The 16334-nt window shown below is 48.4% G+C and carries 24 protein-coding genes; 2 read left to right on the top strand and 22 right to left on the bottom strand.

Going from position 1 to position 16334, the window contains the following annotated elements; all coding sequences use genetic code 11:
• The 17 genes from FZP57_RS02225 to FZP57_RS02145 form a co-directional block, all read right to left on the bottom strand.
• Positions 1-507, bottom strand: a complete 507-nt coding sequence (locus FZP57_RS02225; protein ID WP_074358578.1) for a 50S ribosomal protein L5 — start codon at positions 505-507, stop codon at positions 1-3.
• A complete protein-coding gene (locus FZP57_RS02220; RefSeq protein WP_074358577.1) occupies positions 508-1236 on the bottom strand; it encodes a 30S ribosomal protein S4e in 729 nt (242 codons plus the stop codon).
• Between the two features lie 3 nt (positions 1237-1239).
• A complete protein-coding gene (gene rplX, locus FZP57_RS02215; protein ID WP_074358576.1) occupies positions 1240-1593 on the bottom strand; it encodes a 50S ribosomal protein L24 in 354 nt (117 codons plus the stop codon).
• Between the two features lie 10 nt (positions 1594-1603).
• Positions 1604-2002, bottom strand: a complete 399-nt coding sequence (locus FZP57_RS02210) for a 50S ribosomal protein L14 (protein ID WP_191216391.1) — start codon at positions 2000-2002, stop codon at positions 1604-1606.
• A 1-nt stretch (position 2003) separates the two neighbouring features.
• Positions 2004-2324 carry a 30S ribosomal protein S17 gene (locus FZP57_RS02205; RefSeq protein WP_074358574.1) on the bottom strand — a complete coding sequence of 107 codons (321 nt, stop codon included), beginning with the start codon at positions 2322-2324 and terminating at the stop codon, positions 2004-2006.
• A 10-nt stretch (positions 2325-2334) separates the two neighbouring features.
• Complete coding sequence (gene rnp1, locus FZP57_RS02200; RefSeq protein ID WP_074358573.1) at positions 2335-2616, bottom strand: ribonuclease P protein component 1; 282 nt, start codon at positions 2614-2616, stop codon at positions 2335-2337.
• A gap of 10 nt (positions 2617-2626) precedes the next feature.
• Positions 2627-2932 carry a stress response translation initiation inhibitor YciH gene (yciH, locus tag FZP57_RS02195; protein WP_074358572.1) on the bottom strand — a complete coding sequence of 102 codons (306 nt, stop codon included), beginning with the start codon at positions 2930-2932 and terminating at the stop codon, positions 2627-2629.
• 12 nt (positions 2933-2944) lie between these two features.
• Positions 2945-3139 (bottom strand): 50S ribosomal protein L29, encoded by a 195-nt coding sequence (gene rpmC, locus FZP57_RS02190; protein ID WP_074358571.1) that lies wholly within the window; start codon positions 3137-3139, stop codon positions 2945-2947.
• A gap of 45 nt (positions 3140-3184) precedes the next feature.
• A complete protein-coding gene (locus tag FZP57_RS02185) occupies positions 3185-3958 on the bottom strand; it encodes a 30S ribosomal protein S3 (protein WP_074358570.1) in 774 nt (257 codons plus the stop codon).
• 3 nt (positions 3959-3961) lie between these two features.
• A complete protein-coding gene (rplV, locus tag FZP57_RS02180; RefSeq protein WP_074358569.1) occupies positions 3962-4423 on the bottom strand; it encodes a 50S ribosomal protein L22 in 462 nt (153 codons plus the stop codon).
• 12 nt (positions 4424-4435) lie between these two features.
• A complete protein-coding gene (rpsS, locus tag FZP57_RS02175) occupies positions 4436-4846 on the bottom strand; it encodes a 30S ribosomal protein S19 (protein ID WP_074358568.1) in 411 nt (136 codons plus the stop codon).
• A gap of 15 nt (positions 4847-4861) precedes the next feature.
• Positions 4862-5587: a 50S ribosomal protein L2 gene (locus FZP57_RS02170; protein WP_074358567.1), complete on the bottom strand. Its 726-nt coding sequence runs from the start codon at positions 5585-5587 to the stop codon at positions 4862-4864.
• A gap of 22 nt (positions 5588-5609) precedes the next feature.
• Positions 5610-5870, bottom strand: a complete 261-nt coding sequence (locus FZP57_RS02165; protein ID WP_191216390.1) for a 50S ribosomal protein L23 — start codon at positions 5868-5870, stop codon at positions 5610-5612.
• 23 nt (positions 5871-5893) lie between these two features.
• Entirely contained in the window at positions 5894-6658 is a 765-nt protein-coding gene (rpl4p, locus tag FZP57_RS02160; protein WP_191216389.1) for a 50S ribosomal protein L4, read from the bottom strand.
• Positions 6659-6670: 12 nt separating this feature from the next.
• Positions 6671-7684 (bottom strand): 50S ribosomal protein L3, encoded by a 1014-nt coding sequence (gene rpl3p / locus FZP57_RS02155; RefSeq protein ID WP_074358564.1) that lies wholly within the window; start codon positions 7682-7684, stop codon positions 6671-6673.
• Between the two features lie 4 nt (positions 7685-7688).
• The gene (locus FZP57_RS02150) at positions 7689-8510 is read right to left on the bottom strand and encodes a putative RNA uridine N3 methyltransferase (RefSeq protein ID WP_074358563.1); all 822 of its coding nucleotides are present in this window, start codon (positions 8508-8510) and stop codon (positions 7689-7691) included.
• Between the two features lie 375 nt (positions 8511-8885).
• Positions 8886-9521: an METTL5 family protein gene (locus FZP57_RS02145; RefSeq protein WP_074358562.1), complete on the bottom strand. Its 636-nt coding sequence runs from the start codon at positions 9519-9521 to the stop codon at positions 8886-8888.
• Positions 9522-9680: 159 nt separating this feature from the next.
• On the opposite strand from FZP57_RS02145, the gene FZP57_RS02140 reads away from it, so the two are divergent.
• Together FZP57_RS02140 and FZP57_RS02135 are read left to right on the top strand one after the other, a co-directional pair.
• Positions 9681-11156: an acetyl-CoA carboxylase biotin carboxylase subunit gene (locus FZP57_RS02140; protein WP_074358561.1), complete on the top strand. Its 1476-nt coding sequence runs from the start codon at positions 9681-9683 to the stop codon at positions 11154-11156.
• Between the two features lie 4 nt (positions 11157-11160).
• The gene (locus FZP57_RS02135; RefSeq protein WP_074359709.1) at positions 11161-11943 is read left to right on the top strand and encodes a biotin--[acetyl-CoA-carboxylase] ligase; all 783 of its coding nucleotides are present in this window, start codon (positions 11161-11163) and stop codon (positions 11941-11943) included.
• 158 nt (positions 11944-12101) lie between these two features.
• Here the strand turns inward: FZP57_RS02135 and rtcA are convergent, their stop codons facing one another.
• From rtcA to FZP57_RS02110, 5 genes are all read right to left on the bottom strand, one after another.
• Positions 12102-13058: an RNA 3'-terminal phosphate cyclase gene (gene rtcA / locus FZP57_RS02130; protein WP_370518332.1), complete on the bottom strand. Its 957-nt coding sequence runs from the start codon at positions 13056-13058 to the stop codon at positions 12102-12104.
• Positions 13059-13154: 96 nt separating this feature from the next.
• Positions 13155-14291, bottom strand: a complete 1137-nt coding sequence (locus FZP57_RS02125) for a TIGR03576 family pyridoxal phosphate-dependent enzyme (RefSeq protein WP_074358559.1) — start codon at positions 14289-14291, stop codon at positions 13155-13157.
• Positions 14292-14345: 54 nt separating this feature from the next.
• Positions 14346-14864, bottom strand: coding sequence for a TIGR00288 family NYN domain-containing protein (locus FZP57_RS02120; protein ID WP_074358558.1), 519 nt, complete (start codon positions 14862-14864; stop codon positions 14346-14348).
• Between the two features lie 91 nt (positions 14865-14955).
• Positions 14956-15282, bottom strand: a complete 327-nt coding sequence (locus FZP57_RS02115; RefSeq protein WP_191216388.1) for a hypothetical protein — start codon at positions 15280-15282, stop codon at positions 14956-14958.
• Positions 15283-15516: 234 nt separating this feature from the next.
• Positions 15517-16296, bottom strand: coding sequence for a DUF6282 family protein (locus FZP57_RS02110; RefSeq protein WP_191216387.1), 780 nt, complete (start codon positions 16294-16296; stop codon positions 15517-15519).
• Positions 16297-16334: the final 38 nt, after the last annotated feature.

Below are 16334 nucleotides of genomic sequence, written 5' to 3'. Positions count from 1 at the left end.
TCAAACTATTTTAACCTGGAATCTGTTCTTCATGAATTCCATTGCCTCTTCACGGCTGACCCTGTGCTTTTCAGGAACCTTCCTGCGCTGTATTCGTCTCCTCTTTATCCTGTGACCTGGTTTTTCAAATGTCACAGAGAGGTTCATACCGAATATCCCTATTTCCGGGTCGTACTTCATCCCAGGTATGTCAATGTGTTCATCAATTCCCATTGAAACATTACCGTACTCATCAAACTGTCTGGCCTTTAACTTGTTCCCTATTCCTTCAAGGAACATTTTAAGTATCCTTTCGGCCTTTTCACCACGGAGAGTGACCTTACATGCAATGGGCTGTTTCTTCCTTATACCGAACTCGGGGTTTGTGACCTTTGAGTGTGTCCTCACGGGTTTCTGGCCTGTCATCTCCTCGAGGAGTCTCTCAGCCCTTGCAAGCCTTTCACCCCCTTCACCTACACCTATGTTGAGGGTGACCTTGAATATCCTTACTTCCTCCATCGGGTTCATCTATTTCCCTCCTGGAAGTGAAATCACTGATTCATCCCTTCCGATGACAAAGACGTAATCCTTGAGTGTTAGGAATGTCTTCTTATCAGCTGTCTCAATAACGGTGGTATTTGGCATGGATGACCTTGTTATGTTTATCTTCTTGATCCTGCCGATCTCACCTGTGTGCCTACCGCCTGTAACAAGTCCTAGGCTGCCCTTCTCGAAGGGTATCCTTTCAAGGATCTCCTGGTCAGGTATGGATAGTTTAACAACATCTCCAACCCTGAATTCATTCTCTGAAAGGCAGTTTCGACCGTCGTGCATGTTCAGCTGTGTCCTACCACCCTTGAGGGTTGTCTTGTTGATTATCTTGCACAGTTTAAAGGAAGCCTTCTCCTCGTCGATCTCATGGAGAACCAGCCTTCCCCTCTCATCAGGCAGGACCCTGTACATTCCACCTGTTTTAGGTATGGTCACAACGTCCATGAACCCGACCGGGAACTTGTAGTTCTTCCTTGGCCTTCCATCCACCAGGATCTCACCGCTGTTTATGATCTTCCTTGCTTCCCTGGCATTGTCTGCAATTCCAAGAATATCCCTTACAATCACAAGGAGGGGCAGTGAGCTTTCAATGGCGTGGGGCCCGGGTGATGGTTTAACCGTCCATTTGTACTCCTTGGGATGAATGGGCCAGTGACTTGGTGCTTTGAAACGTTTAAGATGTTTTCGTGATGCCATTATTGCCATTTTTTATCCCTTCCGTTCTAAGATTTGAATCCTCTTTTCATCATCAAGGTTAAGATCCACTATCCTCAGGTTTGAGGGGTGTATCGGAAAGTAAACTGATGTCCCGTCAACCTTCTGGATTGTTGCTCCCTCAACATAAACCCTGTATCTCTTGAGATCCACCTTTTCCACTTTGCCTTCGTGTCCCTTGAAGTCGCCGCGGAGGACTTCAACCTTGTCCCCCTTCCTCAGTGGCAGGGACCTTCTACCGTATTCTTCCCTCAGTTCCCTGCTGAGGTTAGCGCTCATCATCTTGCGGCGAGCATGTAACGGTGCTTCATAAATATATTTCCTCTGTTTTCTGGGCTGTTTTGACATTATATCACCCTTACACTATTATGCTGGCTGCGCTTCCCACACTGGGCCACCTGTCTGCTGCCTCCTTTGCAACAGGACCCCTTATCTCTGAACCCTTAAGGACACCCTCAGGGCTCACTATAACTGCAGCGTTGTCCTCGAATTTCACCCTTAAACCATCAGGTCTCCTGTATTCCTTTTTCTGTCTTACGACAACAGCGTTGAGGACTTCTCTCCTCATGTCAACCGTTCCCTTCTTTACAGAGACCACAACCATGTCACCTACACCGGCTGCTGCCAGTCTTCTGCGGACACCCTTGTATCCCCTGACAGATATTATCTCAACTTCCCTTGCACCGGTGTTGTCAACGCACTGAAGTCTGGCGCCTACAGGTAATGCACGGGTAACCTTGGATGTAATTGCCTTCATTTCAGTCTTCCCCCTTAACCTCAACAACCACAAAGTTCTTTGTCTTGCTCAGGGGTCTGCACTCAGCAATCTTTACTGTGTCCCCCAGGTTAACCTCTATACAGTCAGGTTTGTGGGCTTTAATCTTGGATTTTCTCTTTTCGTATCTCTCATATTTGCGTATAAATTTGTAGAAACTCCTTTCAACCGTAACTGTCCTTTCTGCCTTGTCACTGACTACAGTTCCTTCCAGTATCTGACCCCTCAGAGGGAGGTCCCCATGGAAAGGACAGTTAGGATCACTACATTTAGATTTAGGTTCTGGAACATCAATGCCAACCATCATATCACCACTATGGTTTTCTAAATTTCTTCTTTATTCTCTCCTCAGGACGAGCCACCAGAGCTCTACCATCAATTTCAACCACTTCACCCTGCGGTGTTATGAAATGGAAGATGGCTATTTTCTTTGGAACCGTTATTTCCCTGCCATCCCCCATCTCAATTCTAAGGGTATTCCTGGTTTCATCCACGACTCTTCCAGATATCCCCTGAATGTCCCTGTGAACACTTCTGGCTACCGTAACAGAAAGGCCAATAAGTTCATGTCTGAAAATATTCCGGGGGGTTATCAAAGGGGACCCCCTACCTTATCTCGATTGTATCTGATGAAAAGCCCATTTCAGCAAGAACTTCCTTGACCTTCTTCTTATGGTCCCCCTGAAGTTCTATCTGGCCCTTCTTGGCGGTGCCGCCACAGGCACATTTTGCCTTGAGTATCTTTGTAAGTTCCCTTATGTCTATATCGTGTTCGTCGATGCCCTCGATGATGGTCATCAATTTACCGAATCTTCGTCTTACTGTGTAAACCTTCAGTGTCTGAACTTCGCGTGCTATTTCCTCGCATACGCAAAGTTCTTCCGGAAGACCGCATACATCGCAGATTTTCATTTATTTCTCCTTCTATTTTTCATTCATGATGGTGAGAACACGGGCTATTGTTCTTCGGATTTCCCTCATCTTGCCGGGGTTCTCATGAACACCGGCGGCGGCGCTCTTGGAAATGTATCGGGCGTATTCTGCTTTGAGTTCATCCAGTTTCTTCTGGATTTCCTCCCTTTCCATTTCCCTTATCTCTTCGCTCCTAAGTATTGCCATTTCAATCCCTTTCTATTATCATTGATATGAATCTGCAGATATATATTATTTTTCAGATTCTTCACCATCTTCGTCCTGTGTCTCTGCTTCCTCTTCGGCCTCAAGTTCCTCTTCAAGTTCCTCAATGTCCTCAAGCTCTTCAAGTTCCTCGATATCCTCAAGCTCATAGACCTCTTCAAGGTCCTGGATCTCATCCACAGGTTCCTCTGAAGGAGCTTCCTGAACCTTTGGGGCTTCTATGTCCACCTTGTCTGGAAGAACAACATCTGGAGGCATTATGCGTACGTATACTCCAAGAACTCCTGGTTTAAGCTGCACAGTGGCGAATCCTTCCCTTACATGCTTTGTTGATGGTTCACCGCATTTCTTTATGTATCCATCAGTGAACTTTGCTGTTGCTGAACGGGCGCCCCTTATCTTACCTGAAATGGTCACTTCAACTCCCTGGGCGCCTGCGGCCATTATCCTCCTCATTGTGGTGTAGGCAACCCTCCTGAAGTGCATTCCCCTCTGGAGCATGGCTGCTATCTTGTGGGCCATTATCTTGGGGTTGAGTTCAGGGACATCAACCTCCTTGACCTCAACCTGGGGGTTTTCGAGGTCGAACTTGTTTTTGAGTTTCTGGGTTATGGTCCTCACTGTCTTACCTCCACGACCTATGACCATACCAGGCCTTTCAGCGTAGACCACGACCATGGTACCCATGGGTGTGACCTGGACGTCCATGCCACCGTAGCCGGCCCTTTCAAGCTCCTTTTCCAGGAATTCATCTATCCTTGTTCTTCTGAGACCCTCGACGACAAAATCCTTTTCTATCAAAATCTACGCCTCCCCCAGAACTATCTGAACGTGTGTTGTTGGTGTGTTGAATGGTGTTGCTCTTCCAAAGGCCCTCGGTATCCAGCCCCTTATCACAGGTCCTCTGTGGCTGGATATGTGGATTATCCTTAGCTTCTCTGTGTCAAGTCCCTTGTACTCTGCATTTGCCTCGGCATTTTCCAGGACCTTCAGTATATGGGTCGCTGCCTTTACAGGGTAGCGGCCGCTGGCCCATCCTGTAAGGCCCCTCCTGTGGCCCACCTTCCGGTTGTATCTCTTGAATGCCACCGGTCGCTCCATGTTGATGACCTCTTCAAGGTACTTCCTTGCCTTCTCCACTTCCATTCCTCTGATCTCCCTGCAGATCTCCACTGCGTGCTTTGGTGAAATTTTAAGCTGAGTTGCTGACGCCCTGGCTGTTCTGGACTTATCTTCATCTTTATAAGCGTATTTAACCTTAGCCATTGTCTAGTCTCCTTATTTAAGAGGCACGAACATTGATGATCTGGTAGCTCCCATACCGGGATCTCCGTGCTCAACCTTCTTCCTTGTGGGTGCGAATTCGCCGAAGTAACAGCCGATCATTTCAGGCTGGATTGTGACCTCAACGAATTCATTGCCGTTGTGGATTCCAAAGGTCATGCCAACCATTTCAGGCAACACTATCATGTCCCTGCAGTGTGTCCTGATTACAGGGGGTCTTCCCTCGGTTTTTCCTTCCTTCTTTATTTTCCTTATCTTCTCGAGTACCTTCTTCTGCCTTGGCAGGAATCCCCTTTTAAGGGACCTTCTCTGCCTTGATGGGAACAATTTTATAACATCGTCAAGTGGCATCTCCTGCAGTTCTTCCAGGGTGTAGCCACGATACCTGAATTCTTTACGTGCCAATAGGTCACCTCCTATTTATCTCCTTTTCCCTGTTCTTCTGGCAGCTATTGAACCAACCTTTCTTCCTGGAGGAGCATGCCTTGAAACAGTTGTTGGCCTTCCTGGGTGCTGTCTGTTTCCACCACCATGAGGATGGTCGACTGCGTTCATTGCAACACCCCTGACCCTGACAGACTTCTTACCCTTTGCCCTGAGGGCATGGTACTTCTTACCGGCCTTCAGGAATGGTTTCTCCCTTCGTCCTCCTCCAGCAACAACACCAACGGTGGCCCTGCACTGGGGGTTCAGTGCCTTGAGTTCACCTGATGGGAGTTCAATCACTGCCTTGTCAGCATCATGGGTGATTAGAGAAGCATATGTACCTGAGGACCTCACAAGTTTTCCTCCGTCCCCTGGCCTGTTCTCAATATTGTATATGGGTGTCCCCTCAGGGATCTGGCTGAGTGGAAGTGAGTTCCCGGGTTTTACCTTTGCCCCGGCACCGCATTCAACTTCATCCTTGAGTACAAGTCCTTCAGGGGCAAGTATAAGGTTCTTCTCACCATTCTCAAATTTAACAAGGGCTACAGGGGCTGTTCGGCCCGGGTCGTGCATTATGTCAACAACACTCCCCTTAAGGCTTCCCTCACTCTCAAGGGAGTCGTAGGCCCTGTATTTTATTTTCCCCTTGAAACGGTGGGATGCGCTTCTGTAAGTAGGAGTCCCCCTTCCTCTCCTCTGTGATATTAATCTTTTTCCCATTCAAATATCCTCCAGATAGTTTTTAGAATACTCCCAGTTTAACGGCTATGTCCTCTGCACTGTGTTCCTTTGCCAGTTTTATGTAGGCGAGTTTATGGCCCTTGGGGGTTACCTGTGTGTTAACCCTCTCAACCTTAACCGCGAAGAGTTCCTCAAAGGCCCTTCTTATGTCCTTCTTTGTGCTTTTCCTCATAACCACGAATGCCAGTTCATTGTTCTGATCTATAAGGTTCATGCTCTTTTCTGTGACATGTGGTTTTACAATAACAGCATATGGATCCATATTTACACCCGTAATCTAATTTTTTACTGGAACAGTCCCTCAAGTTTTTCTATCGCTGATCTTGTAAAGATGGTGAGCCTTCCAGGGTGGGTTCCGGGGGCAAGGAGTTCTGCATTGAGGTTTTCAACCGTTACAACATCGACGCCGGGGTGGTTTCTTGCACCGAGTGCTATACCCCTATCCTCACCGACCACTATGAGGGGTCCTTTTGGTGACCTGTATTTCCTTCCCCTCATCTTTCCCTTACCTGCGCGGATCTTTTTACCTTCCTTTGCCTTTACTATGTCATCCATGATGCCCAGCTTCCTGAAGACTTCCCTTGTATCAGCTGTCCTTTTAATCTTTGAGAGTTCATCGTTAACCACCAGGGGGACCTGGGGCAGGTCCTCTATCCTGTGACCCCTTGCCTCAACAAGGTCCCTTCGTGCTGTTGCGGCTATTGCTGATCTTATGGCCAGTCTCCTTTCCTTCCTGTTTATCCTTTCATGGTAGTTCTTCTGTGGTCTTGGTGGATGGGCCCTTCTACCTCCAACGGCCTGCGGGACGAACGCTGCCCTTGAACCGTTCTTTATACGTGGAACCATGGCAACACCGCGTCCGGCACCGTAGGACTTTGCTGAAGTCCTTTTACCTGCCATCGGGTCAGGTCCCCAGGGCTGTACCCTTGCTGTCTGTGCCGAGATAACAGCCCTCTTTATCACGTCTGGTCTGAACTCTTCATTGAATATTTCAGGAAGTTCCATTTCGTCTATGGCTTCACCTTCCAGGGAATAAACCTTGATCTTCATTTTAAACCACTCTTATACTCCTTGTTTTGATGCTGTGCTGATGTAGTTGATCTGGGGTGCCTCCTCCTGTTTACCGGCAGCCCTTATTGCCTTCCTGAGTACCACAAGCCTCTTGGTCGGGCCCGGTACTGACCCCTTAACCATAATATAATCGTTCTTCACAAGACCGTACCTTACAAAGCCTCCCTTCGGGTTTACATGGTCTGCTTCTTCAGCATCTCCTATCTTGAGTATCTGTTTGTTGTACTCTGTCCTTCTGTGGTAACCCATCTGACCGGCCTGGGGGACGGTCCACATTGTCCTTGATGGTGTCCATGGACTCAATGAACCTATGTGTCTTCCCTTACTGCTCCTTGCAGCCTTACCGTACTGTATCCTTATACCCCATCTCTTAACAGGGCCCTGGAATCCTTTACCCTTTGTGACTGCTATTGCATCAACAAAGGCTCCCTCTGTGAATATCTCTGATGCCCTGATGTCCTTTCCAAGGACTTCGAGGGCGTATTCAAATTTCTCTTCAGGTGTCTTTCCTCCGAGACCGCATTCGAATACTTCGGGTTTCTTTTTAGGCACGCTTGCAAGCCTGGGGTTTGTGTGAACTATAACCCTTACGTCTGCCACGTGTTCCATGTTTGACCTTATCTTCTCAATTGCAGCTTCCTGGTCATAGTCCTCTGCAGGCGGGGTGAGTTTCCTCCTGAGATCATCCTTGGTACTCTTTGCAAGGACTTCCCCGAGGGTTTTAAGTCCTCTGCTTGTCTTTTCATAGGCCCTTACAGCCATGACGGTAAGTGGCGGTACCTCAAGGATGGTTACAGGTGTGGAGACTTCCATTCCCTCTGTGGGGGAATTCTTTCTGTTGTCAATCATCATGACATGGGTCATCCCTGCCTTGTAGCCTGCCAGGGCAAGCAATCCCGGCTCATCCACACTGGGCCATGACTTGACCCTAGGGGTTTCCCTTGCCGCCCTTTTTCTTGGACTGAATGCAACTGATCCTTTTCTTGGTTGATGATGTCTAGCCATAACTTTACCTCCTTACATCATTTCCTATGGGTTCATCAATCTGAGTTAGCATGTTAAATATTGAAAGAGTAGCCATAACGGCCTCTTCAGTCCTTACAGTCTCCGTGCACTGTCCTGGAATGGTGTTGACATTTATGTCTGCCCTGACCTCTGGTAATCCCCTGTAAGGACCGCCAAACAGGATGGTCACTTTCCGCGCCCCATCCATCTTTGACTTTACTTCATTAAGAATAGAAGTAATGGGCGAAGCATACCTGGATGTTGCGATCACAACATCCGCGTCTACTGTTTTAAGGCTTTTTGCGATATCCCTGCGGGTATCCAGTACCTCATATCCCCAGTAGGTGTCCTCTGGTTCATCTGGCTCTATCTGTATTTCCTTACCCATCCTGGTGATCCGGAAACTCATTACCCTGTTTACGCTGAGTTTTTCTCTGCACAGTGCAAGTTTATCTGCGCCGATATCCACAAGAGTTCCTTTTTTTACCCTTTTAACTGTGAGACCCTGTCTGTACTCTCCCGTAACCGGCTTTCCAGTTGGGTGATGAGGAGTTCTCAGAGGTGGGAGTATCCCCACATGTTTCAACTCCTTCATTATCGGGAAAACCTTCCTTCGAAGGTATTGAGGTGTATCCATATAAGATAGGATATCCCTAATAAACCTTGCCTCTCCATCTGCACCATCGCGATAGATCACAATGCGCTTAACCCCGAATATTGAAGCGGCCCTTGCAATAAGACCCACCTTGTAGGTCTTAATTTTAAGATCCTTTGTTTCCGCTGTCAGTGAATCCGGGATGAATATGGACAAATCTAATTCATTCATTTATTAATCTTTGTCCCGATCTTTTATAAATATTTTCATAATGCAGACTGGGCAAGTAAAGCCACAGACCACATCATATACTCCTGTATACAATGCGAGCGGATTCACCGCAAATTTGCAATAGGTACTAAAAATTGTACGGTGGGGGTATTTAAAGTTTCCGTTATCATGTCACATGCGGATGGAAGGGAGCAGACATCTCCACGGCAGGGAACCATCCGTGACCGTAGAGGGTTCATGGTGTGTAAAGAGGGAGTTATGGAATCATATAGGATGATATGGTTTATCCACATTTTCTAGGAGTTATGGAATCATATACGATGATATGGTCCAAATAAGAGGGAAGCCCCCATGATGATCTAATATCTTATGAAATCATATACTCTCAATCCTGAGAACAACCACATTAACAGTGGAAACTTCCTCCCTGTGGAAGCTGTAGGTCCTCGGTATCGGGAACCTGAGGGGCATCCTGTGGGTGACCCTGCCTCCAAGCTTCTCATAGTATCGGCATACAAAGTCCTCTGCCCCTGCCATGTGAAATGAGTATATCACCCTGCCAAGGGACAGCGCAGTCTCCATGAAGACCCTGTCAGCACCCCTCTCAGCCCTCTCCTGGGAACCGAAGGGAGGGTTCTGAATTACAGTATCTGCCGGTTCAATGCCCGGAATGTCCTGGCCCATAGACCGGATGTCCGCAGCGATGAAGGTCATGTTCTCAAGTCCAAGATCATCTGCCATTGCCCGGGCCACTTTCAGGGCCTCCTCATCAATATCAACACAGTAAACATGTTCTGCACCCAGAAGGGCCGCTCCGATCCCCAGCATCCCTGTACCGCAGCCAAGGTCAATCAGGCGCCTCTTCTCAATATCCCCCATGCTCCTTGCCGACCACAGAACCTCAGCGGCGATGGGGGCTGGAGTCAGGTACTGTTCAAGTTCAGGATCGGGTCCAGGATGTGGGGGGATTTTTTCAAGAAGCATCTCAAGGTGTCTTTTCCTCTTTATCATACAGTCACCATCTCCAATAAGACCATATCATACAACAAAGCAGATCAACCCCCTCCAGGCATAGAACCCCCGTATATATAATATAATAACTGGCTTTACAGTTAAAAAGAGGTAGCTCCATATATACTTGTATGATATCCAACTACAGGATGCGGTCACATGTTCAGTAAAATCCTTGTTGCAAACCGTGGTGAGATAGCGATAAGAGTTATGCGTGCATGCAGAGAGCTGGGAGTCAAGAGTGTGGCGGTCTACTCAGAGGCAGATAAGAACGCCCTCTTCACCAGATATGCTGATGAGGCCTATGAAATAGGAAAACCCGCCCCCTCCCAGAGTTACCTCCGTGTGGACAGGATCATTGAGGTTGCTGAAAAAAGCGGTGCAGAGGCAATACACCCCGGTTACGGTTTCCTTGCAGAGAACCCCTCCCTGGGTGAGGAATGTGAAAAACATGGCATCAAACTCATAGGGCCAAGGAGTTCAGTTATAGAGGCCATGGGTGATAAGATAACCTCAAAGAAGCTCATGGAAAAGGCCGGGGTTCCGGTGATCCCCGGGACAGAGAAGGGTGTTGACAGCCCCGACGATGCTGCCAGGATAGCTGATTCCATCGGCTACCCGGTCATCATAAAGGCCTCTGCCGGTGGAGGGGGTATAGGTATGAGGGCCGTCTATGAGGAGGACGAACTTGTAAGGGCCTTTAAGTCCACAAGATCAGTTGCTGAATCCGCCTTCGGAGACCCCACCATCTACATAGAAAAGTACCTTGAAAAACCAAGGCACATCGAATTCCAGGTAATGGCAGATGAATCAGGTAAAGTTATACACCTGGCGGACAGGGAGTGCTCAATACAGAGGAGGCACCAGAAACTCATAGAGGAGGCACCATCACCCATCATGACCCCTGAACTGAGGGAGAGGATGGGTTCAGCAGCTGTCAGGGCAGCTGAATACATCGGGTATGAGAATGCTGGAACCGTTGAGTTCCTCTACTCAAAGGGGGACTTCTATTTCCTGGAGATGAACACAAGGATACAGGTGGAGCACCCCATAACCGAGGTGATAACCGGTGTTGATCTTGTTAAGGAACAGATAAAGGTTGCTGCCGGTGGGGAGCTGGAGTTCTCACAGGAGGATGTGAGTATAAGGGGCCATGCCATTGAATGCAGGATAAACGCAGAGAACCCCCTTGCAGACTTCGCCCCGAATCCTGGTAAGATCACGGGTTACAGGTCCCCCGGGGGTATAGGTGTCAGGGTTGACAGTGGGGTTTACATGAACTATGAGATACCCCCATTCTATGACTCCATGATATCAAAACTCATAGTCTGGGGCATGACCCGTGATGAGGCAATAAACAGGATGAAAAGGGCCCTCAGCGAGTACATAATCCTGGGGGTTAAGACAACCATACCATTCCATAAGGCGATAATGAGGAATGAAGCCTTCAGAAGGGGGGAACTCCACACCCACTTCGTCGATGAGCACCGGAGAGGAATAGACGCTGAGATGGAAAAAATCGTTAAGGAGGATCAGGAGATGGTTGAACGCCTCCAGTCAACATTCCTGCCATCAAAGAAGGTGGCTGCCATATCCGCAGCCATAGGAACATACATGCATGCCCGGAGGGGGTGATGTTATGGGAGATTATGATCCATGCAGCGTTAAGGCAAAAACGAGTTACATAGGTCATAGAATTGAATGCTTTGATGAGGTTGACTCCACAAACAACGTGGCGAAGCGCCTGGCTGAGGAGGGTGCCTCTGAGGGCACGGTTGTAATTGCAAAGACCCAGTCCCGTGGTCGTGGCAGGAGGGGGAAGCCCTGGATATCACCAGAGGGCGGTATCTGGATGTCAATCATCCTGAGGCCTGAGGTACATCCATCAAGGGCCCTCCTCCTCACCCTTGTAACCGGAGTTGCAGTTGCAAGGACCCTGCAGGATGAATGTGGCCTTGAAGTTGGTATAAAATGGCCCAATGACATCCTTATAGGGGACAAAAAGGTCTGCGGAATACTTACAGAGGCCCATGTCCGTTTCAACACCCTGGAATATGTTGTTGTGGGCATCGGTATAGATACCAATGTGGATGTGAAGGCATTCCCTGATGACCTCAGGGAAGGGGCGACTTCACTTAAAAATGAGCTCAAAAGGGACATAGAATCCGGTGCATTGATAGAAAAGTTCCTTGAAAACTTTGAGGATGTCTATAACTCATTTAAAGATGGTGAAATTGATGAGATTCTATCCGAATGGAGGAAACTGTCCAAAACCATCGGCAGTAGAGTTGAAATAAGAAAACAGCTCGGTGAGATTGTATATGGTGAGGCTGTTGGTATAAACAGTGAGGGGGCCCTTATCCTTGAACTCGATGATGGTACCCTGAGGAAGATAATATCAGGGGAGTGCATACACCACTGATAAACAATTACTTCTATTTTTTAAGAGGCAGAGCTGCCCATTAAATCTAATTAAGTAAATTACAGCCTAATAAATACCTCCGGAATCTTGCAGCACGCCTTAATAAAATCTAATTCTAAATTAGGCATTTAATCAGTTAAAACGAAATTTTGAGGACCTTATGCTGTTTCTATGATGGCGGGCTTTCCAGACGCCCCCTGTACTTTGAAGGGCCTTCCAGTTATCCTCTCGGCCAGGAATATGTTGGTCTCTGCGTGAAGGGTTAATTCATATGTCCCCACCCTTGAAGATCCGGCCATTGCAATGTAGGGTACTATCTGATCACCCATGTACCTGTCAAGGGGGCTTCCAGCTTCAATAAACCCCAGGAGCTCCTTTGCGGCTTCTGATCCTACCAGCTCAGCCCTTTTACCCGGCCTCCCAAGTGATGTTGCGCCAAGTCTCGTGTTACCCCCCGCCCAGAGGGTTATCCCCGAGCCCCTGCCCAGGGGACAGTCGGCTTCCTCTACAGCTATATCAACATCAAGACCCGTCTTCCTTAAAACCCTGAGGGCTTCATCTGCCTGTCTTTCAGCCACATGGAGCGGCAGGTTTCCTGCGTGGGAGATACCGGCTATGAAGTCAATTTCTGCATCCTCAAGGATGATGGGTTTTAGTTCTGACGGTTCTATAGTTGCCCTCACCCTTCCGCCGCCGCGGGGATAGTAGCCCCTCTGAATGAGTTCCAGCCTGGCACAGTAATCCATCTTCTCCAGTAGTGGCAGGGTTACCTCTGAAAGGTAATCGATTGTGGGGGCCCAGAGAACATCGGTACCCCCTGATACCGTGACATCAAGTCTGCCATCAGCTGCCGCCCCTGCAATCAGGATGGCCTGGAGTACCAGGCCCGTGCTTCCTGCTGTTTTAACGTCGAAGGTGAAGTTCCCGCCGCCTATGGTTCCCGGTGAAAATTCAAGTTCCTGGGATCCGAGTTCATCCCCCCTAAGGGTTCCATCACTGATTTCTGCAATGGCCCTTACAGCTGTAAGGTGCTGATGTGAAAGGCCTTTACGGGGCCTTCTGGCCCTTATACTGTGTATCCGTATCCTCCTGGAGGTTACCGCTGCAAGTGCCACCGATACCCTTACAACGGCACCCCCTCCCTCACCGTAGGATCCATCAATAACTATCAGATAAGATACCTCCCAATTAAGCTACCAGGAGATGGAAAATCAGCCGAATATGGTTCTCCTCATTGCCGAAGCATCATCGATGATCCCTGCAAGCTTCCTCATTGAATCAGTGAGCGCAGACTTTATGGCCTCTGCTCCAAGTCTTCCTGCATCCGCGGCTGCAAGGTCCAGCCTGATGGTCATTGATGCCCCCGGCATTCCAGCCGCAGGTATTGTGATTATCCCATGGTCCTCAAGGAGTATCATTGCAAGGGCCGCGGAGAGATCCTCACCGCTCCATGTTGAGCCGTATCTCCTCCTTAGGGACTCTGTTCTGATCATGATACCTGTCGGTGTCTCCTCAATGTCAGGGTCATCCATCATCTCAAGGAGCTCCCCTTTCCTTTCAAGGGCTTCAAGGATATCTGAAGGATCAAAATCCTCAAGGGCCCTTACCATTGCAGCTATAAGGGGGGGCTGCGCCTCAAGTCCAAACTGATACGCCTTTGACTTCACCCTGTCAATGAGGTCAGCCCTGCCTGCCATCAATCCTCCCCGCGGACCATGCATGAGTTTATCCGTGCTTGTAACTGCAAGGTCAGCGCCCAGGTCGCAGGCCCTCCTCTGATTAAATATAACCGTCCTCAGCCTGGCTCCCGATGCATCGTCCACGAGGACAGGAATGCCTGCATCACCGGCCCTCCCTATGATGTCCTTGAGAAGTGATTCTGAGATGACCCGGTGGTCCATTGTGGAGCCTGTTACAACAACAAGGCTGGTGTCTTCAGGGAAGGGTTCTCTGAAATCATCGGTTTCATGGTACCTTACAGATGCAAGCTCGGCGCTCAGAGGGACCGATGGATGGGATGGCATCTCAGGGAGATAGTGTATCAGCGCTGAACCTGGCTCTGTGATTGCAAGTACGGCTGCAAGTATTGCGCTGCTTGTCCTGTTGAATGCAGCAACCTTCTCCCCTCCAAGGTGCCTTACACCCGCCTCCTGGAGTCTTTCCTCGAAGACTGCCGGCCCCACATAGGTTTCAAGGAGGGCCATGTCATCCTCATCAAGGGAGAATCCGCCTGAGAGCCCTGTAAGGTCATAGATGCCGCTGCGGCCATGATCACCTATACGTTTCCTTATTATTTCAAGGGCGTGTTCCCTGCGTTTAACCTCATCCATGATGTCTTCAGTAAGCATCCCTTCACCTTTTAAAGTTCACACACAGCAGTTCCAGTATATGTCCATCTGTTCCTAATGTTCCTCAGATGGCCGGGGTCTTTTTGCCCTGCTGTTCTCTGATTTCAGGATTATTGCATGGTCTGCAGAATTCTGAAGTGCAGCGCTGAATCCTGGTTCAGCCCCTATAACAAGGGTGTTCTTGCCATTTTCCTTTGCCTTGTTGATTATGGGGAGGAAATCAGCATCACGGGTCATGAGGGCTATTATATCAATATTAGGGTTGTAAATCAATTCCATGGCTTCAACAGCCATGTAAACATCGGTATCTCCTGCAACAACAATAGGTGTAAAGCCCTGGTTAACGATTGCCTCTATAAGTTTATCAGAGGCGTACTGGTTTAAAAGAACCTTTCCAACCCGCATGTTTCCGTATTCAGATAATATTTTCCTTACAAGGTCAAGGTTGAGGCTGAACTCCTTCCTCAGCATGTTAGGTCCATCAACAAGGAGGCCTATGTTTTTCTCCCCGCCCTCCTTCTTCTTTATAGGGATGTATTCCTTAAGGGAAGTCAGTTTCTCAAAACTTCGCATGGTATTGAATCCTCCACTAAAAAAATTCAGTCATGATAATTATCGAACTCATTATAAATAAAGTTAAGTAATAGGGGAAGGAAGGCGCCAGTTACTCTATTTCAAGGGACAGCTCATCCTCAAAGAGATCCTTCACAAGCATGAGGGAATCTTCATCCAGCTGTTTAACCGCAGCATCACCGCCCTCATTGTAGTAGTACTCGGCATTAACTATTTTACCCTCATCATTGAGGTAGAGGAAAAGACCATCATAGTATTTATCAGGATTGGCTGATGGAAGAAATATTTCAATCCTCACAAGGATCTCTGAACCGCATATGCTGTTATAGAAGTTTTCTCTTTCTTCATCATTCTTCAAAAGTTTTTTAAAATGATTTATCCTCTTTTTAAGTTCCCTTTCAATCTTTTTATCGGACATTATATCACTCGCAGAGTTAATCCCAAGAATGAGTTGTTTTTACCCTTAATTTGATTTCTCATATATAATTTTTGCATGCCTTGGAGGCATCAGATAAACCATCAGGGATGTATCGTTCCATGCCCTGATGAAGACCGCTGGGAGGATTTCAAAGACCTGAAAAGAAATGGGGCGACCATCCACTGCCTCATCCGCCATTTAATATGTATCGGATGCTCCCATCAGGACAGTGCCTCAGGATATCAGTTCCAGGGGGTTGTCCCTGCACATCCTGATAATATCCTCATCCCTGAACCCCTCCATCCTCATGAGGTGTATGAATTGCTTCAGACCATCCATGGGTGATGGGTTGTGTCTCTGTCCAAAGTCAGTGGCTAGGATGCACCTCTCCGGTCCAACATACCTCACGGCTTCAGTAATCCTCCGGAAGTCGAGTCCATCATGCCGTGGCATGCAGGCGACAAGGCAGTGCTCAAGGTAGGCCCTTCCTGACATCTCCTTCTGCTCCTCAAGGCTGGCTCCAACCACTCCGGTGAGGGGATGATTGACTATAACCTTCCTGATACGGTACTCTGCTGCAATGTCAAGTACATGGAATATCTCATCCGGTTTGAGGTGTCCTGTCCCCAGGACCATGTCATGTTCCCCTATTATTCCCATTATCTCATGGAGGTCCCCTGTCACGTTTCCGGCTGAAACCGTTGGGAGCCAGACAAACCTGCCCCCCATCCGGGCCGCTGCCCTTACCGCATCAGGGTTCAGTCCCCCCACAGAATCATTGAGGGTGACACCGCCAAGAACCCTCATACCGGTTGCCTCCGATGCCAGCCTGGCCCTTCCTGCAGTTGACTCAACATGGCTCTTGATCACAACAGCCTCCATGCCCTCCCTGAGGGCTGCCGATGCAAGGTCAAGGTCATTCAGAAGCCTCTCCCTTACATCGGGGGCTGTGTGGATGTGGGTGTCCACAAGGCCATCCAGTTTAATATGGAAAGAAGATTCGAAATCAAACATGGATCCACGTCCCGAACAGTGCACATGATGGTTAAGAC

The sequence above is a fragment of the Methanothermobacter sp. THM-1 genome (genome assembly GCF_009914355.1).
GTDB lineage: Archaea > Methanobacteriota > Methanobacteria > Methanobacteriales > Methanothermobacteraceae > Methanothermobacter > Methanothermobacter wolfei.
The sequence above is the reverse complement of the archived record's forward strand: the minus strand, read 5'-3'. Positions and strand labels throughout refer to the sequence as shown.

Bases quoted from the DNA above. Each gene is read 5' to 3' on its own strand.
- rpl3p (WP_074358564.1), bottom strand. From the start codon at position 7,684: ATGGCTAGACATCATCAACCAAGAAAAGGATCAGTTGCATTCAGTCCA.
- FZP57_RS02145 (WP_074358562.1), bottom strand. From the start codon at position 9,521: ATGATAAAGAGGAAAAGACACCTTGAGATGCTTCTTGAAAAAATCCCC.
- rplX (WP_074358576.1), bottom strand. From the start codon at position 1,593: ATGTCAAAACAGCCCAGAAAACAGAGGAAATATATTTATGAAGCACCG.
- FZP57_RS02170 (WP_074358567.1), bottom strand. From the start codon at position 5,587: ATGGGAAAAAGATTAATATCACAGAGGAGAGGAAGGGGGACTCCTACT.
- FZP57_RS02135 (WP_074359709.1), top strand. From the start codon at position 11,161: ATGGGAGATTATGATCCATGCAGCGTTAAGGCAAAAACGAGTTACATA.
- rpmC (WP_074358571.1), bottom strand. From the start codon at position 3,139: ATGGCAATACTTAGGAGCGAAGAGATAAGGGAAATGGAAAGGGAGGAA.
- FZP57_RS02225 (WP_074358578.1), bottom strand. From the start codon at position 507: ATGAACCCGATGGAGGAAGTAAGGATATTCAAGGTCACCCTCAACATA.
- FZP57_RS02220 (WP_074358577.1), bottom strand. From the start codon at position 1,236: ATGGCAATAATGGCATCACGAAAACATCTTAAACGTTTCAAAGCACCA.
- FZP57_RS02115 (WP_191216388.1), bottom strand. From the start codon at position 15,282: ATGTCCGATAAAAAGATTGAAAGGGAACTTAAAAAGAGGATAAATCAT.
- FZP57_RS02205 (WP_074358574.1), bottom strand. From the start codon at position 2,324: ATGGTTGGCATTGATGTTCCAGAACCTAAATCTAAATGTAGTGATCCT.
- rpl4p (WP_191216389.1), bottom strand. From the start codon at position 6,658: ATGAAGATCAAGGTTTATTCCCTGGAAGGTGAAGCCATAGACGAAATG.
- FZP57_RS02140 (WP_074358561.1), top strand. From the start codon at position 9,681: ATGTTCAGTAAAATCCTTGTTGCAAACCGTGGTGAGATAGCGATAAGA.
- yciH (WP_074358572.1), bottom strand. From the start codon at position 2,932: ATGAAAATCTGCGATGTATGCGGTCTTCCGGAAGAACTTTGCGTATGC.
- FZP57_RS02210 (WP_191216391.1), bottom strand. From the start codon at position 2,002: ATGAAGGCAATTACATCCAAGGTTACCCGTGCATTACCTGTAGGCGCC.
- FZP57_RS02165 (WP_191216390.1), bottom strand. From the start codon at position 5,870: ATGGATCCATATGCTGTTATTGTAAAACCACATGTCACAGAAAAGAGC.
- FZP57_RS02125 (WP_074358559.1), bottom strand. From the start codon at position 14,291: ATGCTTACTGAAGACATCATGGATGAGGTTAAACGCAGGGAACACGCC.
- rplV (WP_074358569.1), bottom strand. From the start codon at position 4,423: ATGGCTAAGGTTAAATACGCTTATAAAGATGAAGATAAGTCCAGAACA.
- FZP57_RS02110 (WP_191216387.1), bottom strand. From the start codon at position 16,296: ATGTTTGATTTCGAATCTTCTTTCCATATTAAACTGGATGGCCTTGTG.
- FZP57_RS02120 (WP_074358558.1), bottom strand. From the start codon at position 14,864: ATGCGAAGTTTTGAGAAACTGACTTCCCTTAAGGAATACATCCCTATA.
- FZP57_RS02150 (WP_074358563.1), bottom strand. From the start codon at position 8,510: ATGAATGAATTAGATTTGTCCATATTCATCCCGGATTCACTGACAGCG.